This window comes from Vibrio sp. QJM3NY_39, assembly GCF_057785895.1.
Genome location: NZ_CM173506.1, coordinates 93,736 through 112,693, shown reverse-complemented (window position 1 = coordinate 112,693; position 18,958 = coordinate 93,736). Strand labels below are relative to the sequence as shown.

General features: G+C 43.4%; 17 protein-coding genes. 11 read left to right on the top strand and 6 right to left on the bottom strand.

The genetic code is table 11. From position 1 onward, the window contains the following. The first annotated feature begins 57 nt into the window (after positions 1–57). The 3 genes from AC3CHU_RS16560 to gntR all read left to right on the top strand — a co-directional run bounded on the left by AC3CHU_RS16560 (position 58) and on the right by gntR (position 3,208). Complete coding sequence (locus AC3CHU_RS16560; protein WP_146456138.1) at positions 58–555, top strand: gluconokinase; 498 nt, start codon at positions 58–60, stop codon at positions 553–555. A 3-nt stretch (positions 556–558) separates the two neighbouring features. Continuing rightward, on the top strand, positions 559–2,067 hold the full coding sequence (gndA, locus tag AC3CHU_RS16555; RefSeq protein WP_488525951.1) for an NADP-dependent phosphogluconate dehydrogenase: 1,509 nt from the start codon (positions 559–561) through the stop codon (positions 2,065–2,067). Positions 2,068–2,206: 139 nt separating this feature from the next. After that, on the top strand, positions 2,207–3,208 hold the full coding sequence (gene gntR / locus AC3CHU_RS16550; protein ID WP_488525950.1) for a gluconate operon transcriptional repressor GntR: 1,002 nt from the start codon (positions 2,207–2,209) through the stop codon (positions 3,206–3,208). 115 nt (positions 3,209–3,323) lie between these two features. Here the strand turns inward: gntR and AC3CHU_RS16545 are convergent, their stop codons facing one another. The 3 genes from AC3CHU_RS16545 to AC3CHU_RS16535 form a co-directional block, all read right to left on the bottom strand. Further along, positions 3,324–4,106 carry a siderophore-interacting protein gene (locus tag AC3CHU_RS16545; protein WP_473577879.1) on the bottom strand — a complete coding sequence of 261 codons (783 nt, stop codon included), beginning with the start codon at positions 4,104–4,106 and terminating at the stop codon, positions 3,324–3,326. Between the two features lie 200 nt (positions 4,107–4,306). Then, a complete protein-coding gene (locus AC3CHU_RS16540) occupies positions 4,307–5,785 on the bottom strand; it encodes a peptide MFS transporter (RefSeq protein ID WP_488525949.1) in 1,479 nt (492 codons plus the stop codon). Positions 5,786–6,265: 480 nt separating this feature from the next. Further along, positions 6,266–7,636, bottom strand: coding sequence for an L-serine ammonia-lyase (locus AC3CHU_RS16535; RefSeq protein ID WP_488525948.1), 1,371 nt, complete (start codon positions 7,634–7,636; stop codon positions 6,266–6,268). A gap of 311 nt (positions 7,637–7,947) precedes the next feature. On the opposite strand from AC3CHU_RS16535, the gene AC3CHU_RS16530 reads away from it, so the two are divergent. Continuing rightward, positions 7,948–8,826, top strand: a complete 879-nt coding sequence (locus AC3CHU_RS16530; protein ID WP_488525947.1) for a YdcF family protein — start codon at positions 7,948–7,950, stop codon at positions 8,824–8,826. A gap of 4 nt (positions 8,827–8,830) precedes the next feature. Here AC3CHU_RS16530 and AC3CHU_RS16525 read toward each other — a convergent pair whose 3' ends face one another. Then, positions 8,831–9,472: a hypothetical protein gene (locus AC3CHU_RS16525; RefSeq protein ID WP_488525946.1), complete on the bottom strand. Its 642-nt coding sequence runs from the start codon at positions 9,470–9,472 to the stop codon at positions 8,831–8,833. Positions 9,473–9,722: 250 nt separating this feature from the next. After that, complete coding sequence (locus tag AC3CHU_RS16520) at positions 9,723–9,977, bottom strand: putative hemolysin (RefSeq protein WP_102442190.1); 255 nt, start codon at positions 9,975–9,977, stop codon at positions 9,723–9,725. A 302-nt stretch (positions 9,978–10,279) separates the two neighbouring features. On the opposite strand from AC3CHU_RS16520, the gene AC3CHU_RS16515 reads away from it, so the two are divergent. The 5 genes from AC3CHU_RS16515 to AC3CHU_RS16495 all read left to right on the top strand — a co-directional run bounded on the left by AC3CHU_RS16515 (position 10,280) and on the right by AC3CHU_RS16495 (position 15,648). Then, positions 10,280–10,798 carry an NUDIX hydrolase gene (locus AC3CHU_RS16515; RefSeq protein WP_488525945.1) on the top strand — a complete coding sequence of 173 codons (519 nt, stop codon included), beginning with the start codon at positions 10,280–10,282 and terminating at the stop codon, positions 10,796–10,798. Positions 10,799–11,021: 223 nt separating this feature from the next. Then, positions 11,022–12,785: an ABC transporter ATP-binding protein gene (locus AC3CHU_RS16510; protein WP_488525944.1), complete on the top strand. Its 1,764-nt coding sequence runs from the start codon at positions 11,022–11,024 to the stop codon at positions 12,783–12,785. Beyond that, positions 12,779–14,563: an ABC transporter ATP-binding protein gene (locus AC3CHU_RS16505; protein WP_488525943.1), complete on the top strand. Its 1,785-nt coding sequence runs from the start codon at positions 12,779–12,781 to the stop codon at positions 14,561–14,563. The genes AC3CHU_RS16510 and AC3CHU_RS16505 overlap by 7 nt, the downstream gene beginning before the upstream one ends. Before the next feature lie 234 nt (positions 14,564–14,797). Continuing rightward, the gene (locus AC3CHU_RS16500) at positions 14,798–15,064 is read left to right on the top strand and encodes a hypothetical protein (protein ID WP_054547069.1); all 267 of its coding nucleotides are present in this window, start codon (positions 14,798–14,800) and stop codon (positions 15,062–15,064) included. Positions 15,065–15,216: 152 nt separating this feature from the next. Further along, positions 15,217–15,648 (top strand): hypothetical protein, encoded by a 432-nt coding sequence (locus tag AC3CHU_RS16495; protein ID WP_488519271.1) that lies wholly within the window; start codon positions 15,217–15,219, stop codon positions 15,646–15,648. A 139-nt stretch (positions 15,649–15,787) separates the two neighbouring features. Here AC3CHU_RS16495 and AC3CHU_RS16490 read toward each other — a convergent pair whose 3' ends face one another. Then, the gene (locus AC3CHU_RS16490; RefSeq protein WP_108150412.1) at positions 15,788–16,279 is read right to left on the bottom strand and encodes a cytochrome b; all 492 of its coding nucleotides are present in this window, start codon (positions 16,277–16,279) and stop codon (positions 15,788–15,790) included. A 300-nt stretch (positions 16,280–16,579) separates the two neighbouring features. On the opposite strand from AC3CHU_RS16490, the gene AC3CHU_RS16485 reads away from it, so the two are divergent. Together AC3CHU_RS16485 and AC3CHU_RS16480 are read left to right on the top strand one after the other, a co-directional pair. Then, positions 16,580–17,419, top strand: a complete 840-nt coding sequence (locus AC3CHU_RS16485) for a tetratricopeptide repeat protein (RefSeq protein WP_065205922.1) — start codon at positions 16,580–16,582, stop codon at positions 17,417–17,419. 144 nt (positions 17,420–17,563) lie between these two features. Continuing rightward, positions 17,564–18,841, top strand: coding sequence for a peptidoglycan DD-metalloendopeptidase family protein (locus AC3CHU_RS16480; protein ID WP_488526340.1), 1,278 nt, complete (start codon positions 17,564–17,566; stop codon positions 18,839–18,841). Positions 18,842–18,958: the final 117 nt, after the last annotated feature.

Below are 18,958 nucleotides of genomic sequence, written 5' to 3'. Positions count from 1 at the left end.
CTATTAGATTCGATTGTCAGCCCCTGTTTTGGTTGGGGCTTAGGGAAGGCTTGCCTTATGAAAAGCAAAAAAATACTCGTGATGGGCGTATCTGGATGCGGAAAGAGCCTGATTGGTAGCCGTATCGCAGAAGCATTAACGCTTCAGTTTTTTGATGGGGATGACTTCCATCCGCAAAGTAATGTAGAAAAAATGCGTCAAGGTATTCCGCTGACTGACGAAGATCGTCAAGGATGGCTAGAAACACTGAATAAGCAATATATCGAACAGCCAAGTGCTGTGATTGCTTGTTCTGCATTGAAACCTCAATATCGCGACATTCTACGAAAGAACAATGAAGGCTTAGTTATCGTGTACCTACAAGGTAGCTTCGACACCATTTGGAACCGCCATAAAGCGCGCGAGAACCATTACTTCAATGGTCAAGAAATGTTGAAAAGCCAATTCGCAACCTTGGTTGAACCGAATGAAGCCGATGCGTTGTTTGTTGATATCTCACAAGATGTCGAACAGGTAGTAGAAAGTGCACTCAAGCAAATTAAGCAGATAGGCTAAACCATGACTCAGTTAAAAAACGACATCGCGATGATTGGTTTAGGAGTGATGGGCAAAAGCCTTGCACTCAACTTACTGGATAACGGCTTTAACGTTGCTGGCTTTGATTTGAATATAGACAACATTGAGCGCGCTAGTTCAGAAGCAAAGCTGCTTAATGAATTGTTTACTGGTAAAGGTCAGTTCACACAAGGGACTAGCCTTGAGCATGTGTTGCAAGGGCTAGCTAAGCCGCGTGTAATCGCTTTGTCTGTTCCTGCTGGAAAACCTGTCGATATCGTCGTGAATAGCTTGCTTGATGCTGGCTTAGAAAATGACGACATTGTTATCGATACGGGTAACAGCCTTTGGACAGATACCGAGGCGCGTGAAGTGGGCTACAAAGGCAAACTGCGCTTCTTTAGCACCGCCGTTTCTGGTGGTGAAGAAGGCGCTCGTGTTGGCCCTGCGCTCATGGCGAGTGGTGACCAATCGGCTTGGCAATATGTGAAACCGATGTGGGAAGCTATTGCTGCAAAAGTGGATGCTAATGGACTACCGGTTGCTCAGTTTGAAGCGGGTGAAGCATGCGCGGCGTATGTTGGACCTTCGGGTACTGGGCATTACGTTAAGATGGTTCACAATGGTATGGAGTATGCCGACATGCAGCTTATCTGCGAAGTGTATCAGTTCATGCGTGATGTACTTGAAATGCCAGCTCAAGAGATTGGCCAAGTTTTCGAACAGTGGAACAACGGTGTACTTAATAGTTACCTAATGGAAATCAGCGCCGACATTCTTCAACAAGAAGATTTGGCGACGGGTAAGCCATTTGTTGATGTTGTGCTTGATAAGGCTGGCCAGAAAGGCACAGGCTTATGGACAGCAGTTAACAGTCTTCAGGAAGGCTGCCCAACTCCAACCATTGCACAGGCGGTTTATGCACGTGCGATGAGCGGTCAAAAATCACAACGTATTCAAGGGAGCAAACTGCTAAAAGGCAATGTTGCCGATGCGAGTCAGTTGGATAAAACAGAGGTTATTTCTGAGCTTCATGATGCTTTGTATTGCGCCAAGTTGTCTGTTTATGCGCAAGGTTTTGATTTGTTGAAAACAGCGTCAGACAAAGAGGAGTGGAATCTCGACTTTACTCAGATAGCTAAGATCTGGCGAGCAGGTTGTATTATTCGTGCAGCATTCTTACAAGGTATAACATCGGCTTATCAACAAAATGGTGAGCTGGCGAACCTGTTGTTTGACGAGGTTTTCATCAAACAAGTGGAAGAGCGTGAGCTTGCTTGGCGTATCGCCGTTGCTAACTCAGCTTTGTATGGTGTGCCGATGCCGGGGATCAGTTCAGCATTAAGCTACTTTGATTCTCTGCGCTGTGAAGTGTTACCAGCGAATCTATTGCAAGCGCAACGTGACTATTTTGGCTCACATACCTATTCACGAGTCGATAGAGATGAAGCTGAAAAGTTTCACGTGACTTGGAGTCAGTCTCCGAGAACTGAAGTAAAAGTAAACGCTTAAACAATCAATAACGCCCTCAACAAGAGGGCGTTTGTAATTTTGACGCTGTATCAACATTTTACTAAATTAGGCTTCAAATTCCACGTCAGTCGGATACACTGTTACCAGTAACATAACTCAAAAATAATAATTACTAATTATGTCGAATAAGAAAAAACGTCCAACATTACAAGATGTTGCCAACTTAGTTGGTGTCACCAAAATGACCGTCAGTCGCTGCCTGAGAGACTCTTCTCAAGTATCAGAAGCACTGCGAGATAAGATCAGCGCTGCAGTAGACGAGCTAGGTTATATCCCTAACCGCGCACCAGACATTCTTTCCAACGCAAAAAGCAATGCGATTGGTGTTTTGGTCCCCTCGTTAACTAACCAAGTTTTTGCTGAAGTTATTCGTGGTATTGAGCAAGTCACCGCGCCTGCGGGTTACCAAACCATGATTGCTCACTATGGCTATAGCGCAGAACTGGAAGAGCAGAGCATCGCTTCGCTGCTTTCTTACAACGTTGACGCGATTATCCTTTCAGAAAACGTGCACACTGATAGAGCGCGTAAAATGCTGCAGACTGTTTCTATCCCTGTGATTGAAATTATGGATTCGGTGTCTCCCCGTATTGAACAAGCGGTTGGCTTTGATAACTTCGAAGCGGCAAGAGCGATGACCAAAACCATGCTCGACCGGGGGCGCACCAATATCGCTTACTTAGCGGCTCGTATGGATGAACGCACTCGCTTGAAGATGGCGGGCTACGAGCATGCGATGCAAGAAGCCGATAAAACGCCTGTGACACTGCAAACGGAAGACGCTTCCTCGTTTACTCTTGGAGCAAAATTGATTGGTGAGTTACTTGATAAGCACCCTGAAGTGAATGGCATTTTTTGTACTAACGATGATTTAGCGATTGGTGCTTTTTACGAATGTGTACGACGTGGTATTCAAGTACCAGAGAAGATGGCGATTGCAGGCTTCCACGGACACGACATTACGGTGGCGATGACGCCGCGTTTAGCGACTGTCGTAACACCTAGGGAGCAGATCGGTAAAGTCGCTGCAGAGCAAGTTGTAGCGCGTTTACAAGGCAACAATGAATGGGTGGCGAAGCTGGATCTTGGTTATGAGATTGAAGTAGGTGAGAGTATCTAATCTTACACTTCGGCTTTGATCTTCATCGGATTCAAACTAAAACGCCCTTAACGAGATGAACTTTGCTAAGGGCGTTTTCTATTTATCTAGTAAGAAGCTGTAGGTAGTAAAAGACTTAACCCGCTAAAGCTTGAGCATCTTGTTGCTTCAACACTTTGTGGCCATCTTCAGTGACGCCACGCTTCCAGTAACTGCTAATGTAGATGTTCTCTTTCGCGACTTCTTTTTCGTTACGGAAGTACTGTCTTAGTTCGCGCATGCTTTCAAATTCACACGCCGTCCATACTGAAACCTGCCCTTCTAACCATTCTGTGTTACGCACGGTTTGTGAAAGTGTTTCTTCAGTTGCATCTTCAATTAACCAAGTGACTTTTATACCTTGAGGTACTTCAAGTGTTTGCTTGTCTGCTGCTGAATTGATCTGAATGACAGCGTGGCCTGCTGCGTGTTCCGGAAGCGTTTTTACTTTTGCAGAGAGCGCAGGTAGCGAAGTCATATCTGCCACCAAGAAGAACCAATCCGATTCTAGATTCAGCCCTTGAATTAATCCAGGGCCTGCCACTGAAACCGTGTCACCTACTTCTGCGTTCATTGCCCATCTTGCAGCAAAGCCACATTGCAGATCTGTGGTGATGTGGCGTACGAAATCAACCTCAATCCACTTTTCGACAGGGTTGTACTGACGAATGGTGTAAGTGCGCATGGTTGGGCGCTCACCTTCGTTCAGTTGACTTAAATCTGTGGTGCCGAGTGGCGAGAACAAAAGCTTGATGTAGCCGCCGGCACATTCGGTTGGGTACTTACTTAATCCTTCACCGCTAAGCGTTATACGCTGCATATTCGGTGTAATGGTTGAGGTTTGAGTAACGGTTAATGTGATAGGGCTAGGCTTGCTCATATAAGGCTCTCTTAGATTTTGATTTCCACATCATAATCCTGAACAAGAAAACACTCAATACTAATAATTATCATTTACTTTTATTTACACAAGCGCAACGTAACTTGAACCCGATATCAATAGAAACAAAAATATCGACAAAAAAGCCCTTTAGAAAACTAAAGGGCTTGAAGTGTTAGAGCTATTTAACGTGAGCAGAATTAGCTGTTTGCTTGCTCTAGTTCAATCGTTTCATCAGCGGCTTTCGCTGCGTCTAGCATCTTACGAATAACGAACGATGCTGCCATTGCGATACCCACCATCACTACCGCTAGGATAGTTAATAGTTGGAAGTAATCACCGTAAACCGTTTGAACGATCTCTTGTGTGATCTCTTGGCCTTTCTCAAGTGCAATAGACGTTGAGAATACAGCACCAACAATGCCTGATAGTGCGATTGCGACAGAGAATAAGCTTACTGAAAAGTTCTCGATGTGCTTAGGTGCAACAGACAGAATGAATGCTACAACCATAGAACCAACAATAACCTCACCAAATGCTAGGAAGAAGTGGATTGCTAGGAACACTTCTGGGCGAATCAGAATATCTTCACCAACGGTCGTTACTGCCATCGTTAAGATACCGAAAGCGATCGCCGTCAGAATGAAAGAGAAACCTACTTTGGTTGCGGTAGAGAAATGAATGTTTTTCTTTTCTAGTTTAGAGAAGATGCCCGTAATGATAGGGCCTGCAACCATACACCAAAGTGGGTTCATTGCCATCGACGCTTCAGGTGCTACAGGGATGAAACCGAATAGATCGCCACGCATTGTGTTGATTGCAACCATTGTCATCGATGTCATCATTTGACCGTAGTACACGAAGAAACATGTCGTCAGGAATGTGATGATTAAGATCGTGCCCATTTTCAGCATGTCTGACTTCTTCGATTTCATCATCAAAGAGACAAAGTAGATGATCGCTGCACCACCAATTGCGTACACGATGTTCTGGCCGATATCCATGTTAGAAAACATGAAGAATACCAAACCAATCATTGCAGCAGAAAGGCCAAGGAATGCACCCCAGTGTTTAGTGCTTACTGGTTTTTGGTCGATTTCAGCACTTGCTTCAACAAGGCCTTTGCGAACAAAGAGCATCATCAGAAGTGCGGCACCTGCTAGTGCAGCTGAAAGAAGGAAGCCACCGTGGAAACCAACAACCAGCACTAGCATCGGGAACAAGTACTGACCTAAAAGCGCACCAATATTGTTGACTGAGTAGTTGATAGGGTAGCAGTTTTCGAAATCTTCCTGAGTTTTGAACGTGCGTTTGTAAAGACTTGGGTAAGAAGGGGACATCAAACCACGCGCATAACTCGCTAAAGCAATACCACATAATGCCATTGGAACATTGGTCGCCGCGGCACCGAGTACCAGTAGAGCATAACCACTTGCGAACCCTAGAAAGGCAATGGTCAACGATCGGTATGCGCCTAAGAATTTGTCGGCGATGAAGCCACCTGCAATAGCAAATAGCGGTCCGATTGCAGAGAAAGCACCAACAACCATCATTGTGTCGGCTTCATTGTAGTTAAGATCTTCAAGGAAGAAACGAGTCAAGATCACCATGACGCCATAGAACGAAAGTCCAAACATCATTTGGCAGAACATCATTGATTTGTTTAATCTATTCCACATTATTTTATTCTCACATTAGTATTAAGATGTAGTGTAATAACCTAATTATAATACCATCACTAGCAATACATAAAATGAAACATGCATCCCAAACAGAACTTTACTCGATATACCTTTTCTTATGAGTGCATTGATATTTCTCATGAATGAAATTTGCAATGTTAGATTTTGATAATGGATACATAACTGTGAGAAGTTCAACTACCTTCATTTGTGGCTAAGTAATGAACGGATAAAGGAAAAGTTAACATTGGTCATCTTGTAAAATGTTCAAGTGAGTGTCACTTTTTATTGGCTGTTGGGTTTTAGCCAATAAAAAAGGTTCATGGTGGCTGGCTTTTGTTTGGGTATCGAAAACTAAGTTTACAATAGCGGTTCTGAGTGAGGCGATTTCTCGTCGTGCGTGTCAACGATGTATTGCGTTTCAACTATTCTCTGTATCTCGACTATTCACCGCATCTAATTGGTCACCGCAACTAGCTATTCACACGGTGGCGCCATGTGGATCACCGCTAAACCACCTAAAGACGTTTCACGGTACTTCTTGTTCATGTCTTTACCTGTTTGGTACATGGTTGCGATAACCTTATCTAACGAGATAAGGCACTTGCTGGTACGTTTCAGCGCCATACGTGATGCGTTGATGGCTTTCATTGCACCCATAGCGTTACGTTCAATACACGGTACCTGAACAAGCCCACCGATCGGATCGCATGTCATGCCTAGAGAGTGCTCCATTGCGATTTCAGCTGCGATACAGATTTGCTCGTTGCTGCCACCGCGCAAAGCGGTTAAGCCAGCAGCAGCCATTGATGAAGATACGCCGACCTCACCCTGACAACCTACTTCTGCTCCAGAAATTGAAGCATTGGTTTTGTATAGGATGCCGATAGCACCAGAGACTGCCAAGAAGTCTTTCAACTGCTTGGTGTCGAGCTCTTTAATGAAACGATGGTAGTACATTAATACCGCAGGAATAACGCCAGCCGCACCATTCGTTGGAGATGTTACCACTTGGCCACCCGCTGCGTTTTCTTCGCTTACAGCAAAGGCAAACAGGTTAATCCAATCCATGATCTCCATTGGATCATTTTCAATCGAAGCATTCGCCTCAAGCTTTTTCAGAAGAGCAGGCGCTCGACGCGTCACTTCTAAACCGCCATCAAGAATACCTTCGGTGTCAAAGCCACGCTGCATGCACAGAGACATCACCTTCCAAATTTGGTCAGCTTTTTGGTCAATCACGTCCATGCCTTGAAAAGACACTTCATTGCGCAGGATTAAGCCACCAAGGCTAAGCCCTTGCTGTTCTGACAATTCAAGTAATTGATCGGCAGAAGAAAAAGGGAACTCAACTCGTGTTTCTGCTTCTTGCTTGCCGTTTTGTAGCTCATCAGCGGTTGCGATAAAGCCACCACCAATCGAGTAGTACGTTTCCATATCTAGAAGACTACCGCTTGCGTCAAAGGCAGAGATGGTCATGCCGTTTTCATGAAGTGGAAGATTGGTTTTGTGGAAGAGTAGGTCGCTTTCTACATCGAAATGAATTTCGTGGTTACCGCTAACCATTAAAGATTTATCTTCAATCGCTTTACGCATTGCTTGGTTAGCACTGGTAATTTTGATGGTGTCGGGGCGGTTACCGAGCAAACCTAACAAAGTTGCTCTGTCTGTGTGGTGACCAATACCCGTCAATGATAACGAGCCGTATAAGTCGATTTGAATACGCTTCACTTGCTTAAGCTGAGCATCAATTTTTTGGGTAAAGTTAAACCCAGCGATCATTGGTCCATTTGTGTGGGAGCTGGACGGGCCAACCCCAATTTTGTAGATATCAAAAATAGACAGCATAGTAACTTCCTGTGAAGACGGTTCGATGAACGAACTCTGGTTAAAGTATATCTTTTGTTAACCTCACTTCTTTGAGTGAGCGTATTCTTTCAATGAGATTAATGTTAACAAGCGTGTAGTTCGATGAAATACAAGACCGTGCTATTTTTGCTTTATATAGCTGCACGTTGATTCTTGTGTACCTTAAGATGTTGCTATCAATAGTGAGCATTATTGCGAGCTACATTTAGGAATTTAAAAATACTTTTGTTAAGAACTATTGTATACATAATTCACTCCATCTAATTACTAAAACGAGACTTGAACATAAAATGAGCATTAATCACCTCCTTATTGTGCTAGGTAAGCGACTTAATGGGAATAAATTGACTGATGAAGGCATCAGTCGAGTTGATGCTTTGGTGGAGTATCTGGCGGGGCCTTTGGCAGAAGAATCTATTCAGAAAACGGGTGTTGCATTTTGTGGCGGGGTGACAAAAGGTCAAACTACCTCTGAAGCGGATGCAATGCACCAGTATTTTCGAATTCTGGAAAGCCAGCGAGAATATCCGTTTTCCTTGGGGGCGATTTTGCTAGAACAGAACTCGACAAATACGGTTGAGAACATTCAGAACTTAGCTTCAGAGATGATTGAAAGTGGACTGTTTACCCGTGGGCAGAGTGTGAAGGTGACGTTCGTTTCGAATGACTACCATTTACAACGTATTTTCGAGGTCCAATCGCTCATGGACGAACAAGGCTTGCTTAAGGTTTTGGTCGAGAAGTGCTTTGCACTTGGGGTGGAACTACAAATCGATCCTCAGCTAGAAGCTCATGTTGCGGTGCCATATCCTCATCAAAATACTCAAGGGCAATTGTTTCTATTGATGGATGTGCTGACAACCTATCGAGTTTATCTTGAAGGTGTTTCTGCGGGCACATTTAAGCGAGATTTGGAGTTAGTTAGAGGGGAGCCTGAAAGGCTATCGTTGGAGGCACTGATAGCTGTAAAGGCGTTAGTAGAGGGGGCGCCTCATTTTGACATCGTCGACAGCTTACTCCCAGTATTGGGTCGCTGTATCCAGCAGACTTCAGTGGGTACCGACATAAAAAAAGTCAGGGAGTGCCTAGCATTACTCGATACTAACCTGACTTTATTGAATCGTTATTTAGACCCAGAATCGGATCACACACATCGCTGGTGGCGGTAGATGTTTATTTCTTTCTCGTGATGCCAATAACGGTCTTTAAGCTCGCAAACGCAATCAAGCAGTAAGCCAAAAGTTCAGTGCCTTCTTCTGCGATGTTTTTAACCACGCGAACATAATCATCGCCCATAACATTGTGCCAAAAGCTGCCCATGCCAAATAGACGAGAGAACACCAACAGTAGCATTACGCCAGTAACGAGTAAGTTCATGTGTGGGGAAGCAAGAATAAGCGCAAGCTGATCAATGGTTCTTTTACCATTCTTAATCGCATAGAAAATTGCACTGCCAGCAACCAATAGGGCAGGGACAACCCATGCACCATGTACGATCTTGTCGAACCAAAAATCCATTTCACGAATGAACAACACCGCGAAGAATGCGCTGATAAGAAGAGTTGCGTGCTTAACTTCGCGCTTCTCTTTTGCTAGATAAGCAAAAGACCCAGACGAGATAATAAGCAGTAACTGTTGCAGCATCTCGGTCACCGAGACCTCACCAACATTGCCATTCAACAATACAAAATCAATTCGAAGTGCAAGGTTTGCGACAATGCCTATCGCTAAAACAACGAGAGCGGTTTGGCATCGTTTGTAGATCACTTGAGATGTCGATTGGGAAAGGTTGAACTCTGGCAGTTCAAACGACATTGGAGTTTGTTTATTGGTTTTTCATAGTAATTCAATGTGTAAACATTTGTAACGGGCTGGCATTCTATCGGCCTCGGTTAGGGCTATGTCAGAGGAATGTCATAAATAAAACACCGTTCAATTGGTGTGGGGATACGGTAAACTGCCGCTTGGTAGCGGTCAGTCTACGTAATGTTATGTGATTTGATGGGATTCGTGACAGAATAATGTCGTTTACTGGTGTGACGTCATCAGTTCACGATGTCGCAGTTTAGCTTTCTTCTTTTTGCTCATGGTTGTTGCGGTAGTATTCCCATTGCTCGATACGTTCACCGTCATCAAACACACAATAAGTGGTGCGTTGATTGTTTTCAGTTACGGTTTCTAATTCACCATCTTGTTGAACACAATAAACCGCGGCTGGGTTAGCGACTGAAACACGTTGGCCTTCGCTATATTCTGCATAGTCGTTTGCACAACCGCCCAACACAACGGCAAATACAGCCATCAAACCAAGTTTCTTCATGTTTATCTCCTACGTGATAACTCTATAATCGAATGCGTTAAGTTCTACAGAACCAGATTAGAAGCTCTATGAAATTAGTATATTTTAGATTTCAGAAAAGGTTGTCCTAATTTGGTCAAGATATTGAAATAGGTTGATATTTCTTCATGTTTAACGACTTTTTGAGTGTTAGATCAAGCTAAGTGGATTTAAGTTGCCGTTGGAATATCCCCGTCCGATCAGTTCTTGTTGTCGGTTGTGAACCTCGAATCTATTGATGATTATGATATGATGCCGCCAAATTCAGTAGAGCAGTCAGAATCATGAGACACCTAAAAACCACCATCCACCCTGATATCGATCATCTAGACAATAAAACGGTATACAAGCGTAATGCTGCCCGCGCCATTGTATTAGATGGTGAAGACATTCTGATGCTCTATACAGAGCGTTATCACGACTACACCATTCCTGGTGGTGGTTTGGATGAAGGTGAAGATGTGATTGCTGGTATGGTGCGTGAACTCGAAGAAGAGACAGGCGCGAAGAATATCCATAGCATTAAGCCGTTTGGTATTTTTGAAGAGTTCCGTCCTTGGCATAAAGACGATGCGGATATGATGCATATGATCTCTTACTGCTACTCATGCAAGATCGATCGTGAGCTTGGTGAAACGGCTTACGAAGATTATGAAGTGAAAAACGGGATGAAGCCGATGTGGATGAATATCCATGAAGCGATCGCTCACAACGAAAAGACCATGGCTGAGAGCTCTAAGAAGGGTATGAGCATTGAACGTGAAACCTTTTTGCTGCATTTAATTGCCAAAGAGATGCTTTAGCCTTTATCAGTACAAACCTGTTAAGCTATTTATTTGCCGCCACTTTTGGCGGCAAAGTTGTTTCTAGCAATGCTAAAATGTAATAGCGGTAATCAATTATTGAATGTAGTTGATATTATCAACCAAGTGGTTTTAATGTATCTTTAGCTCAGTGATGACCCTAGCTAGCTGCCCGGTCATATCTCTAGTTCTCGCTGTGAGCCTGCCCTAAACAAAGAATACTATGAATAAAAGACAGTTTATTGCCCATTATCTGCGCATGAATCGCACCTCGTACTTACTAGCGATTGTGTTCATTTTTCTCGTCAACTGGTTACAAGTAGAGATCCCTCGTTATATCCAATTGGCGATAGATTTGATTGATGACGCTTCTTCAACTGGCCATCAGCAGCTGCAAAGCTATGTCTGGATTGTAGTCGGCATGTCTGTCGCCATGGTGGTGGTGAGAATTCTGTCTCGTATCTATGCGCTTAATCCGGGGCGAATTACAGAAGCAGCGCTCAAAAGTACACTTCTACAAAAGCTGAATCGCTTACCGAGCAGTTTTCATGAACGCTTTGCGTCGGGTCGGCTAATTTCAATCATGAATAATGACCTTAGTGGCATTCGACTGATGTTTGGTGTGGGTTTTCTTCAGTTTTTCAACGCGTTACTCGCGTTATCGCTGACACCTCTTTATATGTGGCGTATATCACCAGAACTCACACTGTATTCGATTATTCCTATCTCAATCGCTTTTGTGATTTTCCGAGTGGGCTTCAAGCGTATGAAAATACTGCATTTAGAGCACATGAAACGTCTACAAAACTTGTCTGCTCAGCTAATGAGTTACCTGTCTGGGATTGACTTGATTAAGAGCCAGCAGATGTCACCTTGGGTCAAAGCTGAAACTGAAAAGCTTAATCAGTTATTACTTGAATGCCGCCTTAAAATTACACGTATTCAAGTCTTCTTTATGCCAGTACTCGACTACGCCAATGACCTGATGAAAATCATCATTCTAGGGCTTGGTGGCTACATGTTAATGAGACAGGAACTCACACTTGGTGAGATTACTGCCTTTCTGACTTACTCGGTTTTGCTCGCTATGCCATTGATGCAATTAGGCAGAATCGCGACCATTTATCAGCGTGGCATGGTAGGTATTCAAAGTGTACAAACCATTCTTAATGCCAAAATTCCAGAGCTTGATGAAGTTAAGCTCACTGAGCTAGATGTTGAATCGCTGAAGGGAAAAACGTTCTCTATTCGCAACCTCAGTTTCAGATATTCAGGTGAAGACCGCCTGATTCTCGATGACATCAGCTTTGACATTCCAGCAGGTAAGAAAGTGGGTGTGCTAGGCGGGATCGGAGCGGGTAAAACGACATTAGTGAACTGCTTGAACCATCATTTGGATGTACCAGAAGGCTCGGTTTTCCTTGGCGAAAGGGATATCACTAGCTTCTCACGCAGTGACTTGCGTCGTTATGTAAAAACCGTGACTCAAGACCCTTTCCTGTTTTCAGCAACCGTCGAGGACAATATCCGCTTTGGCTGCTTAGATACTGACTTGGCAAAGAGTCAGGTTGATGAAGTGCTTGAGCTCAGCCAGTTGGCGAGTGACGTTACTCGTTTTGAGCATGGTGACCAAACCTTAGTCGGTGAGAAAGGGATCATGCTGTCAGGCGGCCAGAAGCAGCGCTTAAGTATTGCGCGTGCTTTATTGCAACCCACAGACCTGATCATCATGGATAACGTTCTATCGGCTGTCGACTATGAAACAGAACGTAAGATTTTGGAAGGCCTGTTTAAGCGCTTGGAAAATCAATCGGTACTTGTGGTTTCACACCGTGTTAATGCCCTTGAATATATGGACGAAATCATCGTGTTGAACGAAGGTAAAGTGATCGCGAAGGGTGACCATGCGACGTTATTGAAAACATGTGATTACTATTACGATACATGGCAGTTACAGCAGAATGAAACGGAGGCAGCAGCATGTTAAAAGGTGTTGATCTTAAGTACCTCAAGCACTTTTTTAAGTTTGCTAAGAAATACAAACGCTCTGCGATTCTGGGCATCGCTATGCTTCCGCTCTCTGTCATTACAAGCTTATTGTTTCCTTGGCTGATCATTCAAGTGATTGATGTACATCTGAGCCATGGGGATATGGATGGACTGCTCGAGTACGTCTTCTATCTAGTCGCAGTTCTGGTGGCTAGTTATGTGGTGGATACTATCTATTCATATAACCTGCGTAAAACGGGTCAATATACGATAACCGACATGCGTTCAGTGTTGTTTGCTCGCGTGCTTAAATTGCCACGCAGCTATTTTGATAACACACCGATTGGCGTCACGCTTTCACGATTAACCAGTGACTTGGAAACCATCGGCGAGACGTTTGTTCAATCGGTTGTTGGTCTAGTGAAGGATAGTATTAACACCATTGCTCTGTTGGTAATGATGTTCTTCATTGACTGGCAGTTAACGATGATTGTGTTGATTATCATGCCGCCAGTGATGTACTTGACGGTGTATGTGAGAAACCGACTTCGTGCTTTGTATAAGGTGACTCGTTCTTCGCTCGCTCGTGGTATTGGCTTTTTACAAGAAGTCTTATTTGGTATGAAAACGGTTCAGATGTATCGAGCCGAAGAACAAGTCGAACAACGCTACCAAGGCTATACTGATGAGTTTCTGAGAGCACAGAAGAAAATCAATAAATACGATGCGATTTTGTTCTCGTTTATCTCGGGCATTACCTCAATCACGATCGCAATTATGATCTGGTATGGTTCTGAGCAAGTGATAGAAGGGGCACTCACCTTAGGTGTGCTGATTGCGTTCATCAACACCTTAGAAAAAGTGTTTGTTCCGATCCGTGACTTTACTTCACAGATTGCTTCGATTCAGAGTTCATTTGCAGCGTTTGACCATATTGAAGAGCTGTTTGTTGAGCCGACAGAAGAGGAAGGACGTAACCTGCTGCCATCTAACGAGGTTGAAAAACAGCTCGAACAGTTTGTGAGCCTGGAGTTTAAGAACGTGAGCTTCCGTTACAAAGACGACTCTCCCTACGTTCTAAAGAATGTTTCGTTTGTATTGGAGAAAGGGCATCAAATCGCGCTTGTGGGTTCTACGGGATCGGGCAAGTCGACAATTCTGCGTCTAATCTCTAAAACCTACCAAGACTATGAAGGCAGCATTCTACTGAATGGAATAGAGCTGTCGCAGATCTCTAGTGAAGACTCTGCTCATTTGTTCTCAATGATGATGCAAGACGTGCACTTATTTGAAGAGACAATCCAATTCAATATCGCGCTGGGTAAAACGCATTTATCTAGAACTGAGGTTGAGCAGGCAGCGCGCTATGTTTATGCCGATAAGTTTATTGAACAATTGCCACAAGGTTATGACTTCCACTTGGAAAAGAACGGCTCCAATTTGTCTGTGGGGCAAACGCAGCTTATTTCGTTCGCACGAGCGGTTGCACAGGGTGGTCAATTGATGATGCTTGATGAGGCGACCAGTTCGGTAGATTCAATCACCGAAGACCTCATCCAAAAAGCGATGCAGCGTCTGTTTAAGGAAAAAACCGTGATTGCGATTGCGCACCGTTTGAGTACCGTTCGTCACTCGGATACGATTCTGGTATTGGAAAAGGGTGAAATTGTTGAGCAAGGTAATCATCAACAGCTGGTGGCATACAATGGAATTTACGCAGGGTTGTTGAATGAATCGATTGTCGAAACGGGCGATTCCCAAGTTACGGTAGCCTGATTGCCTCAAATTTAGGCTGTTGCTTTCGATGAGATAAATTGGCCTTGTCTATGCTTCACCAGTTTCTATTGTTTTCTAATACTCCCAAGAGGTTAGGGAAATTAAACATATTTTTCGATTATTAATATGTTATGATCTCCCTACTACTAAAGGGGTGTCTTCGTACATCGGGATGTATGCGAGCAAAACGTAAGTGCTTGTGTCAGTCACTTTCTGGCGAATATGGAATCGAAAATGTTGTTGGAAGAAGTTGTAGAAATTATCGAATTAACCGACTCAGACCATTTATCTCAAGCAATGGAACTGTTTAACGAGCATGGTTTTGTTGATGCTGAGTCTTTACCTTTTATGGATGTTGTTTTTGAAACAGCACCGGATCACCTTGCGAAGAAGTTGTCGCAGGTTGGTTTTAAAGGTTTAGTGCAAGTCGAAAAGAATGAAGATGCATCGGGCTTCACCATTATTGATGCTGACCGCGTTCTGCTAAAAGACTCTGCTTAGCTGCAAGACTTTGCTTAGATACAAGACTTTGCTTAGATACAAGACTCTGCTTAACTGTAAGATTCTTCTTAATTACAAGAATAAGATTCAGCGTAATGAAAAGGCTCTATCCAGTTTAGTAACACCCGTTATGATTATTTGAGGTTAACACAGTGACAACAGCAACCGCTTCATCACCAGAGCAACACATTTCCAATGAACATGCGCTTTTAGGGGCATCGTTATTAGCGTCTCAAAAAGTTGAGTTGGCTCTGTTCAGTGTTATCTCTAAATTAGCTAAAGCACTGCCAAAGGAACAACAGTCACTAGGTTTGGATTTGGATACCTTTTTAAGGGAAAAGCCAAGTGAGCAAGCCTCTATGCTGAGCCTATACGAACAGACGTTTGGTGAGCAACTTCCTTTGAAGGCCAATGAACTTAACGATTTTATTTACCACCGAAACTTGGTAACTCGTTGCTTTTGGCGAGTGACTGGGGCTGATGTTAAAGGCGGTGAGAAGCTTGCGAATCCAGAGCTATATTTAAAAGAGTTCTTGGCCAAATGTGAATACTGGCAAGTGATGCTTGATACCCAAACCAAGTAATCAAATTGAAATAAGAAAGCCATAGCGAAACATGCTATGGCTTTTTTGTTTGTGTAAACCATGCTGAATTTTTTAAAGCAGATGATTACCTCGAATACTGAGAACATCACTGATATTACTTTAAATATCCCTACAAAATTTAAATCATCATCTTCAATACATAGTTCCTAGAGACAAAGTGGTGTTTAAGTGCAGCACAAACATGAAGAACAACTAAACAGGCTAGGGCAATACAACTGGCACGATGTAAATAGAAAAAGAAGCCGTTGATTGCAGGATCGGTAATTGGGTTATTCACGATCACTAACCAGAATAACGAATAAGGTTCTTTCAGCATCAAATAACCGGTGCTGAAAACCATAAACATCACTAGATACATCAGGGAGTGAGCAAGTTTAGCAACGCATTTTTGCCCTTCAGGTACAGACAGTGGCATGGTTGGTGATGACCGGAAGTGGCTCCAGACATAACGAACCACGAATAATGGCGTCGCAATGGTCGCCAATGACATGTTGAGCACTGACAGAAAAGAAAATAGCTCTGGATGACTGGTGACATAGTGCATCACATACCCTGCGACTGTTGCATAGATGATGACAGATGCCATGATCCAGTGCAGCACCCGGCTCATTAAATCGTATCGTGGATTGTTCAAATTAACCTCGCTCTGATCGTTATTAATATAAGATTCATCTCGATGCAATAAATCAACTCTTGGTATATTCGCATCGCGAATTAATTATATAGAACAGTATTACGCGGTATTTTTATAATTTAGAAATTAATGATGTTGCTTCAGGTGTTTTATAATAATCAATGATGTTTTAGAGTGTTAATTCCAATAAGGAGAAGGCAGAATTGCCAACTTTCTAGCTTGTCTTGCGATTAAGAGATACAGTTAACAAAGATTAAATATATAAGGAATGTATAAATGCTTCGAACCCTATTGATTGCAGTGTTATCACTGGTCACGACCATGAGCTTTGCAAGCGAGGAGGTTAAATACTCAGAGAAAGAGTATGTAGACCGACCATTGATGGAACGCTACATCTTAGATGAGTTGAAGCAGTTGCGAATGGAACAGCAAGATCTGGAAAGGCGCTTGACCATTCAGATGACCGATCGTGAGCTTACAGTCGCCGATAAGTCATTGAATTATGCCAATGTCACGGTCACGTATTTCTTCTACATTATTGCGGGTGTTGCTTCTCTTATTGCATTGGTTGGTTGGCAATCACTGAAAGACCTCAAACACACCACCAAAGAAATGGCTGACCAGCGACTTAATTCGATTGCTCAAGACTACGAGAAGAAATTCAATGTTCTTGAAAGGGATCTTAAGCGTAAGACCAGAATTATCTCAGAGAACAACCGAGAAATCGAAATCATCAATGAGATTCACAATTTATGGCTCAGAGCGCAAAACGCTCAAACCGCCGAGCAGAAGATTGAAATTTACGATGAGATATTGAAGGTTCGTCCGGGTGATTTAGAAGCGTTGACCTATAAAGCGGATGCTGCGATGGATATGCAGGAATACCACTGGGCAATGAGCCTATGTAACCGCGTGTTAGAAGTGGATGACCAAAATGCCCACGCCTTGTATCAACGTGCTTGTTCGTATGCAAGGTTAGGAGCAGAAGGTCAGGCTATCGATGACTTAGAGCGTTCTATTGAAGCGAGTGGTTCAATGAGAGAGTTGCTAGCTGAAGAGCCAGACTTTGAGATGCTGCGCGGCTTAGATCGTTTTGAAGCGCTTTGTGAAGAGTAATGTCACTTAAGGTGGTGGGCTTCACACGCCCACCATATTTTGGCAACTTTTGTGGAACGGTTTCTTACATTTCGTTTATTCTTTTGAATTAATTGTTATGTTATAACACTTGCCAAGTTCCTTGTTATAACCGCTAAGTATTTTATTAAGTTCCTCCCTATTGGCCTGATCGTAATCGCTATCAGTGTATTCTCGCTTTCCGTTTTGCTCCATTTTCAATCCGAAGCACCAGAAGAAATCTCAATTCAAGTCACCCCTTATAAAGATTTATTAACTCATCAAGAGGGGGCATCAAACTCATATACAGATTCAGAGGCAAGCTCAAGAACGTTGATAAAAGTTCATTATTTCGTGAAGGTTGGAGATACACTCAGCAACATATTTTCGTCATGGAAACTGCCTTATGAGACAGTTCAAAAAGTGATGGAAGCGGATCTTGAGTCTTTGAAGCTCGATACAATAAAGCCTGGCGATCATCTAGAGTTGCTTTTGGATAGTGACTCTAAACAACTCGTAGAGCTGATTTTCCATGAAAGTCTCGTAGAGAAAGCTGTCTTCACTAAAAATGATGATGGAAGCTTTAATTACCAATTCCATGAAATGCCTGGCGAATGGAAAGAAAAGCTCTATAAGGGCACCGTTCATGGCAGTTTTTCAACGTCAGCATACAAAGCGGGATTAACAACCGCCCAGATCGCCAATATTACTCGAACGTTAAGAGACAAGATTAACTTCTCAAAGCAGTTAAGAGCGGGCGATGAGTTTAATGTGTTGGTTAAGGAGCAATACACAGGCGACCATCTAACAGGAAAAACAGAGGTCCAAGGCATATCGATTACGTTACGAGGTAAGGAAGTGGCCGCGTTTCTTGCTCCAGATGGACGCTTTTACGACAGAGAGGGTAACAGCCTTGAGCAAGCGTTCAATCGCTACCCAATAGACAAACAATTCCGAAGAATTACTTCGCCATTTAACCCGTACCGTAAGCACCCAGTGACCGGACGTATATCTCCACATAATGGTACTGACTTCGCAACACCTGTAGGTTCGCCAGTTTATTCAACCGGTGACGGTCGAGTTATTGCTATTCGTAACCACCCGTATGCGGGGAAATACATAGTGATTGAACATAACAGTGTTTACAAAACTCGCTATCTGCATTTGAGCCGATTCTTGGTTAAGAAGGGGCAACAGGTTAAGCGTGGGCAGAAAATTGCGTTGTCAGGCACGACTGGTCGCGTAACCGGGCCGCATTTGCATTTTGAAGTACTGGTGCGAGGAAGAGCTGTGGATTCGATGAAAGCGAACTTACCTTTAGCGAGTTCTATCTTACCTGAAAATAAAGGTGCCTTCTTGTCGAGAGTTGCCTCGTTTGATGACATGCTCTCAGGGCAAAAGGTTGCACCAGTAACATCAAGCTAAGTGTCAGCTTAAAACCGTTCTAACCCTCTGGCGGTTAATCATCAAAGGGTTGGAACGAGTTTTCATTAGGCTGCCTGATTGCTCAGTATCCTAATAGATTAAGTGCTCATGTGTTGA